Raw genomic sequence first — 14,397 nt, 5'->3', positions numbered from 1 at the left:
TTCCGGAGAAACACGCGATGGAGCACTGCGAACCCGGCGACGCCTCGCGGCGGCGCGACCTGCCGGTTTATCTCGGCCTGCGTTTCCTGACCGAAGCCGCGGCGCTCGCGTTGTCCGTCGCGATCGGCTGGACGGTGTATGACGTCTCGAAGTCGCCGTTGTCGCTCGGCATCGTCGGCATCGTGCAGTTCATCCCGATCGTGTTGCTCACGCTGCCGGCCGGCGAGCTGTGCGATCGCCTGTCGCCGCGTCCGCTCGTCGTCGCGAGCCTCGCGCTGCAATGCGCGTGCGCGCTTGCATTCCTCGCGATGACGCGGTTTCCGTCGACGGGGCTGGCGGCGCGCTACGGCGTGCTGCTGATGCTCGGGGTGGCCCGCGCGCTGGCCGGCCCCGCCGAGCAGGCGCTGCTGCCGTTGCTCGTGCAGCCGGCGCAACTGCCGCGCGCGGTCGCGCTGGGCTCCACCGCCTGGCAGAGCGCGGCGATCCTCGGGCCCGCGCTGGGCGGCCTGGCCTTTGCGGCGGGGGCGGCCACCGCCTATCTCGCCAGCGCGGTCGCGTTTCTGGTCGCGATGCTCGGCGCGATGACGCTGCGCGGGCGGCCGCTGCCCGCGCCCGAGGGCGCGTGGGGCGCGTGGGGCGACGGCGTGCAGCGCGTGCTGGAAGGGCTCCGGTTCGTGCGCGGCCAGCCGGTCATACTGGGCGCGATGTCGCTGGATCTGCTGGCGGTGCTCGTCGGCGGCGCGACGGCGCTGCTGCCGGTGTATGCGCAGGACATCCTGAAAGTCGGGCCGTTCGGCCTCGGCATGCTGCGCAGCGCGCCCGCCGCCGGCGCGTGCGTGGTCGGGCTCGTGCTGGCGCGTCATCCGCCGGAGCGCGGCGCGGGCCCGAAGCTGTTCGCCGCCGTGATGGTGTTCGGCGCGGCTACCGCGATCTTCGCGCTGTCGCGGTCGTTCGTCGTGTCGCTGGCGGCACTCGCGGCGGCCGGCGCGAGCGACATGGTCAGCGTCAACATCCGCGCGTCGCTGATCCAGCTGGCCACGCCGGACGCGATGCGCGGGCGGGTGTCGGCGGTCGCCGCGTTGTTCATCGGCACGTCGAGCGAGCTGGGCGCGTTCGAGACGGGGCTGACCGCCGCGCTGCTGGGCAGCGTGCCCGCGGTCGCGCTCGGCGGCATCGGCACGATCGTCGCGGCGGCGCTCTGGATGGCGGTGTTTCCCGGCATCATGAAGGTCGATCGCCTTCATCCGGACCCGGGCTGACACGGGCCGCGGAACACCGCCGCATCCGGCGCGGGAGCGCCGCCGCCGCATCGCCGCCCGCGCGCGGTGTTGGGCGGCGATATTTGGGCCACGACTGAAACGTCGTCGTCTGTCACGCGCGTAAGCTCATGCGTTGATTCATTGATCCATTCCGGGAGTTCGACATGACCTATTCAGAATTGCAGTCCAGCCACGCCCATGCGTTCCGCGCCATGCATGCCCGCCCGGGCGCATTCATCATCCCGAATCCGTGGGACGCCGGCACCGCGCGCCTGCTGGCGATGGCCGGCTTCGAGGCGCTCGCGACCACGAGCGCCGGCTACGCCTTCTCGAAAGGGCAGCCCGACTACGCGATCGACCGCGACGCGATACTCGATCACATCGCCGAGGTCGTGTCGGCCGGCGGCCTGCCTGTCAGCGCCGATCTCGAGAACGGCTTCGGCGACGCGCCCGACACGGTGGCCGAAACGATCCGGCTGGCAGCCGAGGCCGGGGCGGTCGGCGGCTCGATCGAGGATGCGACGGGCCGCACCGCCGCGCCGATCTATGCGCGCGACGCGGCGGTCGAGCGCATCGCGGCGGCCGTCGACGCGGCGCGCGCGCTGCCGTTTCCGTTCACGCTGACCGCGCGCTGCGAAAACTACCTGCACGGCCGCCACGACCTCGCCGACACGATCGACCGGCTCGTCGCCTATCGCGACGCGGGCGCCGACGTGCTGTATGCGCCGGGCATCACCGATCCCGACGAGATCGCGGCGGTGACGCAGGCGGTCGGTGCGCCCGTCAACGTCGTGATGGGGCTGCAGGGCGGGTTGCTGAGCCTCGATGCGCTGGCGGCGCTCGGCGTGAAGCGCGTCAGCGTCGGCGGCGCGCTGGCGCGGACCGCGCTCGGCGCGTTCCTGCGCGCCGCGAAGGAGATGGTGCAGGACGGCACGTTCACGTTCACGCAGGCGGCCGTGCCGGGGCGGGATATCAACCGGTGGCTGGCCGGATTCGATAATTCGGCGAATTTGTTCGGGGAATGAGCGTAAATAAACCGTGGGATCGTTCCCACGTGAAACTTTAATTGACAATAATCAACCGATATCACGTCCGAATTAAACATCGGTGACGATGCAAAATACATCGTCTATTCTCCGCATTCCGCCCGGGGCCGGCAGGCAATCCGCCCCGAATCCGGCGGCCGGGGGCCCGCCGCGCGTGTCGATGACACACATTGTTTCATTTTTACGGCCAGAATGTTTTGTACGCAGGAGTTGCGGGCCGGTTTTTTGATTGATAATCTGCGGCACGTTCGAATGAACGGTCGGTGGGCCGCCTGGAATATCGATATATAAAAATGCTGAGAGTGCGATGACGATCCGAGAAAATCACCGTGTCGGGTTTCGCGTAGGCGACGTCGTGACGCTGAAGACGGGCGGTCCGCGCATGACCGTCACCTATGCCGGGCCGGTCGTGTTCGACGACGGCGACTGGCTGATCTGCCAGTGGTTCGACGAAAGTGGCGAATTCCGCCAGGAAATGTTTCATCACGACACCGTGGTGCCCGAGCCGCGCGCGATTTCGGCCGGGCGCGTCCGGATGCGCATGCAGTCGCATCGCTACCGCTCGGCGGCCTGACCCGCCGCTTGCGGCGAGGTGGCGGCGCAGCGGCCTTGCGCGCCGCAAGCGCAGCGACATTTCACGCCGGCCCGAAACATGCGGCGGCGCGCGGCGCCGATACTGGCCGCATGAACCCGATCGATCCCATTGCCGCGGTCACGCACCGCGATCCCTATCCCTACTATGCGGCGCTCGTCGACGGGCCGCCGCTCGCGTTCGACGCCACGCTCGGTACGTGGGTCGCGAGCCGGGCGGCGACCGTGACGGCCGTGCTCGGCCATCCGGCCTGCCGCGTGCGCCCGCTCGACGCGCCCGTGCCGCCCGCGCTGCGCGGTACGACGGCCGGCGCGCTGTTCGGCGCACTGGTGCGCATGAACGACGGCGCGTTGCGACACGACGTGCCGAAGCAGGCGTTGCGCATGGCGCTCGCGCCGATCGACGCGGCGGCGCTGCGCGAGCGCGCCGCGCAGCTTGCCGCACGGCGGTTGCCGACGCCGGGCGATGCCGGTGCGCTCAATACGTGGTGCATGACGATGCCGGTCTGCGCGGTCGCCGATTTGCTCGGCTTCGATGCGACGCAGCTCGACGACATCGCGGCGCGGGTCGTCGAGTTCGTCGCCGCGCTGTCGCCGTTGTCGGACGCGGCGGCGCTGGCCCGCGCGAGCGACGCCGCGCGGTATCTGCTCGACCGGATGACGGAGCACGTCGCGCGGACGCATGCGCGCGACGGCACGCTCGTCGCGGCCGTGCAGCAGGCGGCCCGCGCGTCGGGCTGGCAGGCGAGCGGCGACCAGGTGGCGAACCTGGTCGGGCTGTTGTCGCAGACCTGCGAAGCGACGGCCGCATGGCTCGGCAACGTGCTGGTGGCGTGGTGCGGGGAAGCGCGCGGTGCGCCGGACGATGCCGCGCTCGATGCGTTCGTCGCCGAAGTGGGGCGTTTCGATGCGCCGGTGCAGAACACGCGCCGCTTCGTCGCGGCGCGCACGACGATCGAGGGCGTGACCCTCGACGCCGGCGATGCGATCCTGATCGTGCTGGCTGCGGCGAACCGCGACCCGGCGGTGCATCGCGACCCGCACCGGCTGATGCCCGGTCGCGCGGCCGGGCCGAATTTCGGCTTCGGCACGGGGCCGCATGCCTGCCCGGGCGAGCGGATCGCGCGGGCGGTGACGGCGGGGGCGTTCGCGGCGTGGTGGCGTGCGGGCGGCGCGCCGCCGCGCGAGGGGCTGGCGTGGCACTACCGCGCGTCGACCAACGTCAGGATGCCGACGTTCGACGCGGCCCGATGATCCGGGCCTGGCAACGCGGGGCCGGGTTTAACGGCAGCCTTGTTTCTCCGCCCATTGTTCCTGGGCGACCATGCGGCGCTGCACGCGCTCGACGAGACCCGTCGAGAAGGTCCGCATGCTGGTGCCGCGGCGCTTGGCGAGGATCGTCTGCGCGACATCGGGGCGCGGGTTCGGCTGGCATGCCCAGTACAGCGTCATCAGCCAGCCGATGCCGGTCCACGCGAACAGCGCGTTGAACATCGCGATCATCAGCTTGTCGTGCCGGCCGCGCCGGTCGGCGATGACCGCCGGCAGAAAATAGACCGCGGTCGCGGCCACCGAACCGGCCACTTGAATCAGGACTCCGCTCTGCATGTTGCTGCTCCATCCGAACTGCAATGGAGCCGATTGTCGCGCTTTTTCCGTTTGCGTGCAGGCCGAGCCCCGGCAATTGATTGTTGCGTTTTCGGTGACGATCAGCCGGCCGCGGCTTCCGCCGGGTGCACTTCGTTGCTCAACGCGAAACCTTCGTCGAGCCAGCCCGTCACGCCGCCGATCATCAGCTTGACCGGCCGGCCGAGGCGCGCGAGCTGGATCGCCGCCCGCGCGGCGCCGTTGCAGTGCGGGCCGGCGCAGTAGACGACGAACAACGTGTCGGCCGGATAGACGGCAAGCTTGCTCTCGATGAGCTTGCGGCGCGGCAGGTTGCGCGCGCCGGGCACGTGGCCGGCGGCGAACTGGTCGGGGCCGCGCACGTCGAGCAGCACGAAATCGGGCGCCCCGGTCGCGAGTGCGTCGTGCACGTCCCAGCAATCGGTCTCGAATCGGAGCGATGCCTCGAAATGCGCGAGGGCGGCGGGGCTGTCGGCGGCGGGGAAATCGGTGACGCAGGACATGGGCAGGTTCTCCTGAAGGATGGCGCGATGCGCGGTGGAATGAGGGGCAGTATCGCGGTTCGGCGCGGTTCGCGGCAGTGGCGTGATCGACAAGTTCCGGTAACATCGCGCCATGCACAATCATCTCGTCGTCGCGCTCGCCTACGATCGCCTCTGCACCTTCGAATTCGGCTGCGTGGTCGAACTGTTCGCGCTCGAGCGCCCCGAACTCGGGGTCGACTGGTATCGCTTCGCGGTCTGCGCGGGCGAGCCGGGGCCCGTGCGCGCGGCGGGCGGCATCACGGTCGCCGCGCCGTACCGGCTCGCCACGCTCGATCGCGCGGACACCATCGTGATTCCCGGCTGGCGCGATCCCGACGAGCCGCCGCCGGAGCCGTTGCTGAAGAAACTGCGGGCCGCCCATCGCCGCGGCGCGCGGCTTTGCTCGATCTGCTCGGGCGTATTCGTGCTGGCGGCGGCCGGCGTGCTCGACGGCCTCACGGTCACGACCCACTGGCGCTATGCGGAGAAGCTGCAGGCGCGCTACCCGGCGCTGCGCGTGAATCCCGATGCGCTTTACGTCGATGAAGGGCAGATCGTCACGTCGGCCGGGTCGGCGGCGGGGCTCGACATGCTGCTGCATCTCGTGCGCCGCGATCACGGCGGCGCGATCGCGAACCGTGTCGCGCAGCGCCTCGTGCTGCCGCCGCATCGCGACGGCGGCCAGGCGCAGTTCGTGCCGCGCCCGGTCGCGCCGGGCGGCACCGACCGGCTCGCGAAGCTGATCGACTGGATGCGCGCCCACGCGGCCGAGCCGCACACGCTCGCGTCGCTCGCCGCGCAGGCCGCGATGAGCCCGCGCACGCTGCAGCGTCAGTTCGCGGATGCGACGGGCATGTCGCCGCTCGCGTGGCTGATCCGGGAACGCGTGAACGTCGCGAAGGACATGCTCGAGGCGCAGCCCGCGCTGCCGCTCGCGCAGGTCGCGGCGCGCGCGGGGTTCGGCTCGGAGGAATCGTTGCGCCGGCATTTCCGGCGCGTCGCGGCGACGAGCCCGGCCGCGTATCGGCGCGAGATGGATCGCGGCGTAAGATCGCAGGACGCCTGAGCGCCGCGCGCGTGGGTGGCGGCATTCGGCCGTTGTCCCGGTGCGTGACGCGGCTTGCCGCGCACGGCGGCCGGCCGCCGCGGCAACCGGCCGCCCGACCGGCCGCGCCGCGGCTAGTGCACGCTCAGCGCGTGCGGGTGTCGTGCGCGGGTTGCCGGATGCACGCGATGCGGTACACGCCGTCCTCGACCTCGACGCCGTGCGTGTCGTGCGTGAAGCCGGGGAAACGCAGGTCGTATTGCTCGAGCGCCTTCAGGTAGCCGAGCAGCGGGCCGTCGGCCGGCCCCGCGTTCTCGCCGGGCATCAGCAGCGGAATGCCCGGCGGATACGGCACGACGCCGGTCGCGACCGTGCGGCCTTCCATTTCCGCGAGCTCCAGCATCTCGATGTCGTTGTGCACGAGATGCTCGAACGCCTCGGCCGGGCTGTAATCGGGCTTCGGCAGCGTCGAGAAACCGCGCGACATCATCTCGGTCGTCCTCAGGTCGCTCATCGCGCTGAACATCAGGTCGCACAGGTCGCGCAGGCCGAGCTTGCCGTAGCGCTCCGGATAGCGCGCGACGAGTTCGGGCAGCGCCTGTTCGAGCGGCGCGTTCGCGTCGTAGTCGCGCTTGAAGTCGAGCAGCGTGTTGACGAGCGTGCCCCACTTGCCCTTCGTCACGCCGAGCGAGAACAGGAACAGGATCGTGAAGTCGGTCGTCTTCTCGACGACGATCCCGTGCCGGTCGAGATACGCGGTGACGACCGACGCCGGGATGCCGACCGGCATCAGCCCGCCGTGGTGCGCCACGCCCGGCGTGACGATCGACACCTTGATCGGGTCGAGCATGCAATAGTCGTCCTCGATATCGCCGAAGCCGTGCCACGTGTCGCCCGGATGCAGCACCCAGCACGACGGATCGGTGGCGAGCAGCGTCTCGTCGGCCTCATGGAAGCGCACGCGGCGGCCCGTCTTGCGGTCGACGACGCTGTCCGGCTGCCAGCCGTTGAAGAACCAGTCGTTGTTCTCCGCGCATTCGGTATGCAGGCGCGCGAGCATCTGGCGGAACGCGACGGCCTCGCGGATCGCGTCGGTCGTCAGCGCCTCGCCGCCGGGGCCGTCCATCATCGCGGCGCTCACGTCGTTGGACGCGATGATCGCGTAGTTCGGCGACGTCGACGCATGCATCATGTACGCCTCGTTGAAGCGCGCGTGCTCGATCGGGTTGCGGCCGTCGCGGACGTGGATGAACGACGCCTGCGACAGTGCGGCGAGCAGCTTGTGCGTGGACTGCGTCGCGAACACGGTCGGCTTGCTCGCGTCGTGCTGCGCCGGGTCGCCGTGCATCGCGTGACGGTCGCGGTAGATCGGGTTGAAGCGCGCATAGCCGTACCACGCCTCGTCGAAATGCAGCCGGTCGACGCTCTGCCCGAGCAGCGCCTCGACGCGCGCGACGTTGTAGCAGAGGCCGTCGTAGGTCGAATTGGTGATCAGCGCGTGCACCGGCGTCGGGTCGATGCCGTCGCGGCCGCGCACGAGCGGGTTCGCGTCGATCGCGAGGCGCACGGCGGCGGCCGTCAGCCGTTCGGGCATGATCGGCCCGATGATCCCGTAATGGTTGCGCGACGGAACCAGGTAGGTCGGAATCGCGCCGGACATCGTCATCGCGTGCTCGGCCGACTTGTGGCAGTTGCGGTCGCACAGCGCGACCTGGTTGCGCGTGACGCTCGCCATCAGGATCACGCGGTTCGACATCGACGAGCCGTTCGTCACGTGATACGTGCGATGCGCGCCGAACACGCGCGCCGCGTAGCGTTCGCTCTCGCCGATCGGGCCCGAGTGGTCGAGCAGCGAGCCGAGCTCGCCGACCGAGATCGACAGGTCGGAGCGGAACAGCGCCTCGCCGAAGAATTCGAAGTATGCGCGGCCGACCGGCGATTTCAGGAACGCGGTGCCGCCGGTGTGGCCGGGCGTGTGCCACGAGTATTCGTACACGCGCGAGAACCGCGCGAGCGCGCGGAACATCGGCGGCAGCACGGTTTCGCGGTAGCGCTCGATCGCGGCGACGATCCGGCCGCCGATGAACGCGGTGGTGTCCTCCAGCATCCAGATGAAGTCGTCGGCCTTGCGCATCGCGTCGACGGGGATCGCCGACGCGCTCGCACGGCTCGCGAGCAGGAACACGGGCACCGTCGCGTTGCGCGCGCGCATCGCGTCGAGCACGGCCTGCGCGGGCGCGTGGCTGGCGTCGTTGTCGAGTTCCCAGTTGAGCAGCAGGCACTGGATCGCCGGATCGGCGGCGACGACCGCGCATGCGTCGTCGGCCGACGTCGCGATCACGACGTCGACGAGCCGCGTGCGCAGCTCCTCGGCGAGCGCCGTCGCGGCGCGCCCGGTGGCGGTGCGTTCATCGATGTCGTGCTGCACGAGCAGCGCCTTCATGCCGAGGCGGCGGAACGCCGGTTGGGTCAAGGAAGCGGTCATGTGTCATTCCCCCGTTTGCTGGGTTGCTTGGACGCCCGCGCTGGCCGGCGAGCGTGCGTGAAGGCCGTCGGCCTGATGGCGGCCCACGGAGATCCAGAAGGTCGCGGCAAGCGCGGCGATGGTGACGGCGAGCGCGAGGTAGCGCACCCAGCGCGGCGAGCGGCCGCCCGGATGGATGTGGGTTTCCTCGATCTCGCGCTGGCGGTTGATCGACAGCTCGTAGAAGACGATGGTCGCGACCACGAAGATCAGCGACCAGCGGGTCTGCTGGCCGTCGGAGCCGACCATCGCCCACAGCGCGTAGACGGCGCCGATCAGTCCGACGATCGTGTAGAACGTGAACTGGTGCGACGGCATCTTGCCGTAGCCGAGCACCTTGATCGCGATGCACGAGTAGATGTACGGCAGCAGCGTCATGATCACGGCGATCGACGCGATCTTGCCGAACTGCTCGCTCGCGCTCGGCGACATCGTCGCGAGCACCTGCACCGACATGATCAGCGCGACGATCGCGAGGCCGGCCGACGGCACGTTCTTCGAGTTGACGCGCGCGAACACGCCGGCGAACAGGCCGTCGTCGGCGGCCGCCTTCGCGGTCTGGCCGACCAGCAGGGTCCAGCCCGCGAGCGAGCCGAGGCAGCCGAGCGCCGCGCACAGCGCGACCGCGTTCGCGGCCGTATCGCCGAGCGCGAGGCGCGCGGCATCCGCGAACGGCGCGCTCGAAGCGAGCAGCGCCTTGTTCGGGATCATCCCCATGATCACGGTCGAGCTGAGCACGTAGCAGACGGCCGCGAGCACGACCCCGCCGACGGTCGCGATCGGCACGTTGCGCGACGGGTTCTCGACGACGCCGGCCGATACCGACGCACTCTCGACGCCGATGAACGCCCACAGCGTGAAGTTCAGCGTCGCGCCGATCGCGCTGAAGCTGTTGGTGCCCGACACGTTCCAGCCGGCGAAATACACGTCCTTGCTGAACCAGAACCAGCCGAACACGGCCATCCCGAGGATCGGCACCAGCGCGAAGATCGTCGTGACCGACTGCACGCGGCCCACGACGTTCGGCCCGAGGATGTTCGCGTACGTGAACAGCCAGATCACGAAGATCTGCGCGAGCGCGAACACGAGCGGATCCTTCAGCACCGGGAAGAAGTGCGTCAGGTAGCCGAGGCCGGCGACCGCGAGCCCGACGTTGCCGAGCACGTTCGCCAGCCAGTAGATCAGGTTGGTCTGGTAGCCCATGTACGGGCCGAACGACTTGCGCGCATACGCGTACGGGCCGCCGGCGGCCGGGTCGATCGCGGCGAGCTTCGCGAACACGAGCGCGAGCGACACGGCGCCGACGACGGTGATCAGCCAGCCGAAGATCGCGATGCCGCCGGTGGCGGCGAGGTTCGCGGGCAGCATGAAGACGCCGGAGCCCATCATGTTGCCCGCGACCATCAGCGTGGCGGGGATGACGCCGATTTTCGGCGCGGAAACCGCTGCCGGCGCGGCGGCCGGGCGGGAGGAGGATGGGCTGGCATCGGACATGCGACGCTCCTTGAGAAGACGTGTTGCGATCGAGGTGGCGCGGCCGGGCGCCGCTCGACGATGCCGGTGCGGCTCGTCGTTTTATTCAGCGCGTTCATGTTATCGCTTCGACGATTTCGAATAAGGGTAAACGCGGGTATTTAATAACTTGAATATTGATGAATGTCATTGAAACCGGAGGATTGGCGTTTGAATGCAGGCTGAATGGCCGGCGCGGCAAGGCTGGAAGGGGTATGCCGACGTCGATGCGGCAGTGAAGTCGCCCTGTCGGGCTTTCGCCGGATAATCTGCTTATTATCGAATTGGTTAATCCGGTTTTCGCTCCGGATGAGAAGTCGTTCCGGGTTCGGGTTTGTCGGTTATTATCGGGCGCATTAATTGCGCGCCGCCGGCGCGTGCGATCGTGCAACCACCGCTGCTTCCCAAAGGACGATTCAGATGACGATGCTGCCCTCCCGTTTGCCGCTGATCCAGGCCCCGATGGTCGGTTCGCTGAGCCCGCTCGCGATCGCGGTGTGCGAAGCCGGCGGGCTCGGCTCGCTTGCATGCGCGGCGCTCGGCCCGCAGCAGCTGCGCGACGAGATCGCGGCGATCCGGGCGCGTACGCCCGCGCCGTTCAACGTGAACTTCTTCTGCCATACGCCGCCGGCGCCCGATGCCGAGGTCGACGCGCGCTGGCGCGCGGCGCTCGCCGGCTATTACGCGGAGGCCGGGATCGATCCGGCCGGCGTGAAGGGCGGCCCCGGCCGCGCGCCGTTCGACGATGCGATGTGCGCGGTGGTCGAGGAGTTGCGGCCCGCTGTCGTGAGCTTCCATTTCGGGCTGCCGGAAGACGCGCTGCTCGAGCGCGTGCGCCGCACGGGCGCGCAGGTCGTGTCGTCCGCGACGACGGTCGAGGAGGCGCGCTGGCTCGACGCGCGCGGCGTCGACGCGATCATTGCGCAGGGCGCGGAGGCCGGCGGCCATCGCGGGATGTTCCTGACCGACGACATTCACGCGCAACCGGGCCTGTTCGCGTTGCTGCCGCAGATCGTCGACGCGGTGCGCGCGCCGGTGATCGCGGCCGGCGCGATCGCCGACGGGCGCGGCATCGCCGCCGCGTTCGCGCTCGGCGCGCGCGCGGTGCAGATCGGCACGGGCTACCTGCTGACGCCGCAGGCCGGCCGCTCGGCGCTGCATCGTGCGGCGGTGCACGCCGCGCGCGACGACGGCACGCGCCTGACCAACCTGTACACGGGCCGCCCCGCGCGCGGGCTGCTGACGCGCTTCATGCGCGAGCAGGGGCCGATGAGCGCGCTCGCGCCGGCATTCCCGCTCGCGACGGCCGCGGTCGATCCGCTGCGCGGCGCATTCGAGCGACAGGGGCGCGACGATTTCTCGCTGCTGTGGTCGGGCGAGGCCGCGGCGCTCGCGCGCGAAGAGGATGCGGGCGAGCTGACGCAACGCCTGTGGCGCGACGCGCTGGCCTGTGCGGCAGGGCTGCGCGACGCGTTCCCGCAGGCGCGCTGAACGGCCGGGGAAGGGGGCGCCGGTGCGGGAGCATCGGCGTATCATCTGGGTTTTCGTCAGCCCGATCCAGGCGCCCCCACCATGACTTCCGTCGACACCACCCCCGTCCTCGACCATGACAAGCTCGTTACCTTCATCGAGCGCAAGTGGAACGATGAAATCCTCCATGCCCTGACCGACTACATCGCGATCCCCGCGAAGAGCCCCGCGTTCGACCCCGACTGGGAGAAGCGCGGCTATCTCGAGCGCGTGGTCACAGATGCCGCGCAGTGGGCCGAGCGCCAGCCCGTCAAGGGCCTGAAGCTCGAAATCGTGCGCCTGCCCGGCCGCACGCCGGTGATCTTCTTCGAATCGCCCGCCACGCGTTCGGGCAGCACCGACACGATCCTGCTGTACGGCCACCTCGACAAGCAGCCCGAATTCGACGGCTGGCGCGCGGATCTCGGCCCGTGGACGCCGAAGTTCGAGAACGGCAAGCTGTACGGCCGCGGCGGCGCGGACGACGGCTATGCGATCTACGCGAGCCTCGCGGCGCTCGGCGCGCTCGACGAGCAGGGCGTCGAGCGGCCGCGCTGCGTCGGCCTGATCGAGACCTGCGAGGAATCGGGCAGCTACGACCTGCTGCCGTACGTCGACGCGCTGCGCGACCGGCTCGGCCAGGTGTCGCTGGTCGTGTGCCTCGACTCGGGCGCCGGCAACTACGACCAGATGTGGCTCACCACGTCGCTGCGCGGGCTCGTGTCCGGCGACCTGCAGGTCGAGGTGCTGGAAGAAGGCGTTCACTCTGGCGTGTTCGGCGGCATCGCGCCGTCGAGCTTCCGCGTGATGCGCCAGTTGTTCGAGCGTCTCGAAGATGCGAAGAACGGCAACCTGCTGCCGGGCGTGTTCCACTGCGAGATTCCCGACAGCCGTGTGCGCGAAGCCGACGCGGCCGCCTCGATCCTCGGCGACGCCGTGTGGAAGGGGCTGCCGTGGGCCTGCGGCGCGGACGGCAAGCCGGTGCTGCCCACCACGACCGATCCGCGCGAGGCGCTGCTGAATTCGACGTGGCGTCCGTCGCTGTCGGTTACCGGCGCGGCCGGCATGCCGGCGCTCGCCGATGCGGGCAACGTGCTGCGTCCGCGCACCGCGTTCAAGCTGTCGCTGCGCCTGCCGCCGCTCGTCGACGCCGCGCAGGCCGTGCAGCAGCTGAAGGCACTGCTTGAACTCGATCCGCCGTACAACGCGAAGGTCACGTTCAAGCCGGACGCGGGCGCCGCGACGGGCTGGAGCGCGCCGGATCTCGCGCCGTGGCTCGCGTCGTCGCTCGACGCCGCATCGCGTCGCCACTTCGGCGCCGACTGCGCGTACATGGGCCTCGGCGGCACGATCCCGCTGATGAACGTGCTGCAGGAAGGCTTCCCGTCCGCGCAGTTCATGGTGTGCGGGGTGCTCGGGCCGAAGTCGAACGCGCACGGCCCGAACGAGTTCCTGCACGTGCCGTACGCGAAGAAGCTGACGGCCGCGGTTGCGGACGTGATCGCGACCGCGCGCTGAGCGAGGCCGCCGCCCGACCCGCTTCGATTCGCCCCGACCCGACCTGACGGAGCCCAGCCGATGACCGCACTGCCGACGCCCGATACCGAACCGCTGCGCATGCGCGCCGAACCGCTGCATGCGTTCGTCGCGGCCCTCTGGGAACGGGCCGGCAGCAGCGGGCGCGAGGCGCGGCTCGTTGCCGATCACCTGGTCGGCGCCAATCTCGCGGGCCACGATTCGCACGGGATCGGGATGATCCCGAATTATGTCGCGTCGTGGCGGGAAGGGCAGTTGCGACTGAACGGACACGCGTCGATCGTCCGCGACGGCGGCGCGGTGCTGACGATCGACGGCGGGTGCGGCTTCGGCCAGGTGATCGCGTTCGAGGCGATGGTCGAGGGGATCGAGCGCGCGCGGCGCATGGGCATCTGCGCGATCGGGCTGCGCGACGTTCATCATCTCGGCCGGATCGGGCACTGGGCCGAGCAGTGCGCGCACGCGGGGCTCGTGTCGTTCCATTTCGTCAACGTGCCGGGCGACCTGCTGGTCGCGCCGCTGCACGGCACCGACCCGCGCTTCGGCACGAACCCGTTCTGCGCCGCGTATCCGCGCGCGGGCAAGCCGCCGCTGCTGCTCGATTTCGCGACGAGCGCGATCGCGTACGGCAAGACGCGCGTCGCGTACAACCAGGGCAGGCGCGTGCCGGCCGGCTCGCTGATCGACCATCGCGGCCAGCCGACCGACGATCCGGCCGTGATGCACGTGCAGCCGTTCGGCGCGCTGTTGCCGTTCGGGCTGCACAAGGGGTATGCGCTGGCGGCGATGTGCGAGATCTTCGGCGGCGCGCTCGTCGGCGGGCATACGACGCATGCGGATACGCTGCAGAAGACGAGCGCGATCGTCAACGGGATGCTGTCGGTGCTGATCGATCCGAACGCGTTCGACGCGGCCGACGCCGGGCGCGAAGCCGACGCGTTCGTCGCCTGGGCGAAGGCGTCGCCGCAGGCGGGCGATGCGCCCGTGCAGGTGCCCGGCGAGCCGGAGGAGGCCAGCCGCGCCGCGCGCGGCGCCGGCGGCATACCGGTCGACCGCGCGACGTGGCGGCAGATTCGCGAGAGCGCGGCGGCCGTCGGCTTCGACGAGGCCGCGCTCGATGCGTGGACGCAGCGCTGCACGGAGCGCCCGTGAGCTGGCAGTCGGAGAAGGCGAACGGCGAGGAGATCGCGTGGCGGCTGGCGCCGCTCGGCACGGTCGAGGTCGT

12 protein-coding genes are annotated in these 14,397 nt (G+C 70.1%); 8 read left to right on the top strand and 4 right to left on the bottom strand.

What is annotated here, in order from left to right; genetic code table 11:
- Window positions 1–17 precede the first annotated feature (17 nt).
- The 4 genes from GQ57_RS24235 (at window position 18) to GQ57_RS24220 (ending at window position 4,150) form a co-directional block, all read left to right on the top strand.
- The gene (locus GQ57_RS24235) at window positions 18–1,259 is read left to right on the top strand and encodes an MFS transporter (protein WP_034199255.1); all 1,242 of its coding nucleotides are present in this window, start codon (window positions 18–20) and stop codon (window positions 1,257–1,259) included.
- Window positions 1,260–1,423: 164 nt separating this feature from the next.
- Entirely contained in the window at window positions 1,424–2,284 is an 861-nt protein-coding gene (locus GQ57_RS24230; RefSeq protein WP_034199254.1) for an isocitrate lyase/PEP mutase family protein, read from the top strand.
- Window positions 2,285–2,612: 328 nt separating this feature from the next.
- A complete protein-coding gene (locus GQ57_RS24225; protein WP_031400573.1) occupies window positions 2,613–2,879 on the top strand; it encodes a YodC family protein in 267 nt (88 codons plus the stop codon).
- Window positions 2,880–2,989: 110 nt separating this feature from the next.
- A complete protein-coding gene (locus tag GQ57_RS24220) occupies window positions 2,990–4,150 on the top strand; it encodes a cytochrome P450 (RefSeq protein ID WP_034199253.1) in 1,161 nt (386 codons plus the stop codon).
- Window positions 4,151–4,177: 27 nt separating this feature from the next.
- Here the strand turns inward: GQ57_RS24220 and GQ57_RS24215 are convergent, their stop codons facing one another.
- Together GQ57_RS24215 and GQ57_RS24210 are read right to left on the bottom strand one after the other, a co-directional pair.
- Window positions 4,178–4,504 carry a superinfection immunity protein gene (locus GQ57_RS24215; RefSeq protein ID WP_031400571.1) on the bottom strand — a complete coding sequence of 109 codons (327 nt, stop codon included), beginning with the start codon at window positions 4,502–4,504 and terminating at the stop codon, window positions 4,178–4,180.
- A gap of 101 nt (window positions 4,505–4,605) precedes the next feature.
- On the bottom strand, window positions 4,606–5,025 hold the full coding sequence (locus tag GQ57_RS24210) for a rhodanese-like domain-containing protein (RefSeq protein WP_034199252.1): 420 nt from the start codon (window positions 5,023–5,025) through the stop codon (window positions 4,606–4,608).
- Window positions 5,026–5,137: 112 nt separating this feature from the next.
- On the opposite strand from GQ57_RS24210, the gene ftrA reads away from it, so the two are divergent.
- Entirely contained in the window at window positions 5,138–6,112 is a 975-nt protein-coding gene (gene ftrA, locus GQ57_RS24205) for a transcriptional regulator FtrA (RefSeq protein WP_031400569.1), read from the top strand.
- A 124-nt stretch (window positions 6,113–6,236) separates the two neighbouring features.
- Here ftrA and GQ57_RS24200 read toward each other — a convergent pair whose 3' ends face one another.
- Window positions 6,237–8,576 (bottom strand): Orn/Lys/Arg decarboxylase N-terminal domain-containing protein, encoded by a 2,340-nt coding sequence (locus GQ57_RS24200; RefSeq protein WP_034199251.1) that lies wholly within the window; start codon window positions 8,574–8,576, stop codon window positions 6,237–6,239.
- 3 nt (window positions 8,577–8,579) lie between these two features.
- Window positions 8,580–10,109, bottom strand: coding sequence for an arginine/agmatine antiporter (gene adiC / locus GQ57_RS24195; RefSeq protein ID WP_034199250.1), 1,530 nt, complete (start codon window positions 10,107–10,109; stop codon window positions 8,580–8,582).
- Between the two features lie 438 nt (window positions 10,110–10,547).
- On the opposite strand from adiC, the gene GQ57_RS24190 reads away from it, so the two are divergent.
- From GQ57_RS24190 to GQ57_RS24180, 3 genes are all read left to right on the top strand, one after another.
- Window positions 10,548–11,618, top strand: a complete 1,071-nt coding sequence (locus GQ57_RS24190) for an NAD(P)H-dependent flavin oxidoreductase (protein WP_031400565.1) — start codon at window positions 10,548–10,550, stop codon at window positions 11,616–11,618.
- An 81-nt stretch (window positions 11,619–11,699) separates the two neighbouring features.
- Complete coding sequence (locus GQ57_RS24185; RefSeq protein ID WP_034199249.1) at window positions 11,700–13,154, top strand: M20 family metallopeptidase; 1,455 nt, start codon at window positions 11,700–11,702, stop codon at window positions 13,152–13,154.
- A 60-nt stretch (window positions 13,155–13,214) separates the two neighbouring features.
- The gene (locus GQ57_RS24180; protein ID WP_031400563.1) at window positions 13,215–14,324 is read left to right on the top strand and encodes a malate/lactate/ureidoglycolate dehydrogenase; all 1,110 of its coding nucleotides are present in this window, start codon (window positions 13,215–13,217) and stop codon (window positions 14,322–14,324) included.
- The last annotated feature ends 73 nt before the right edge of the window (window positions 14,325–14,397 follow it).

The organism is Burkholderia sp. MSh2 (genome assembly GCF_000731655.1).
Classification (GTDB): Bacteria; Pseudomonadota; Gammaproteobacteria; order Burkholderiales; family Burkholderiaceae; genus Burkholderia; species Burkholderia paludis.
Note: the sequence above shows the minus strand (reverse complement) of the source record. Positions and strands in the feature narration are given on the sequence as shown.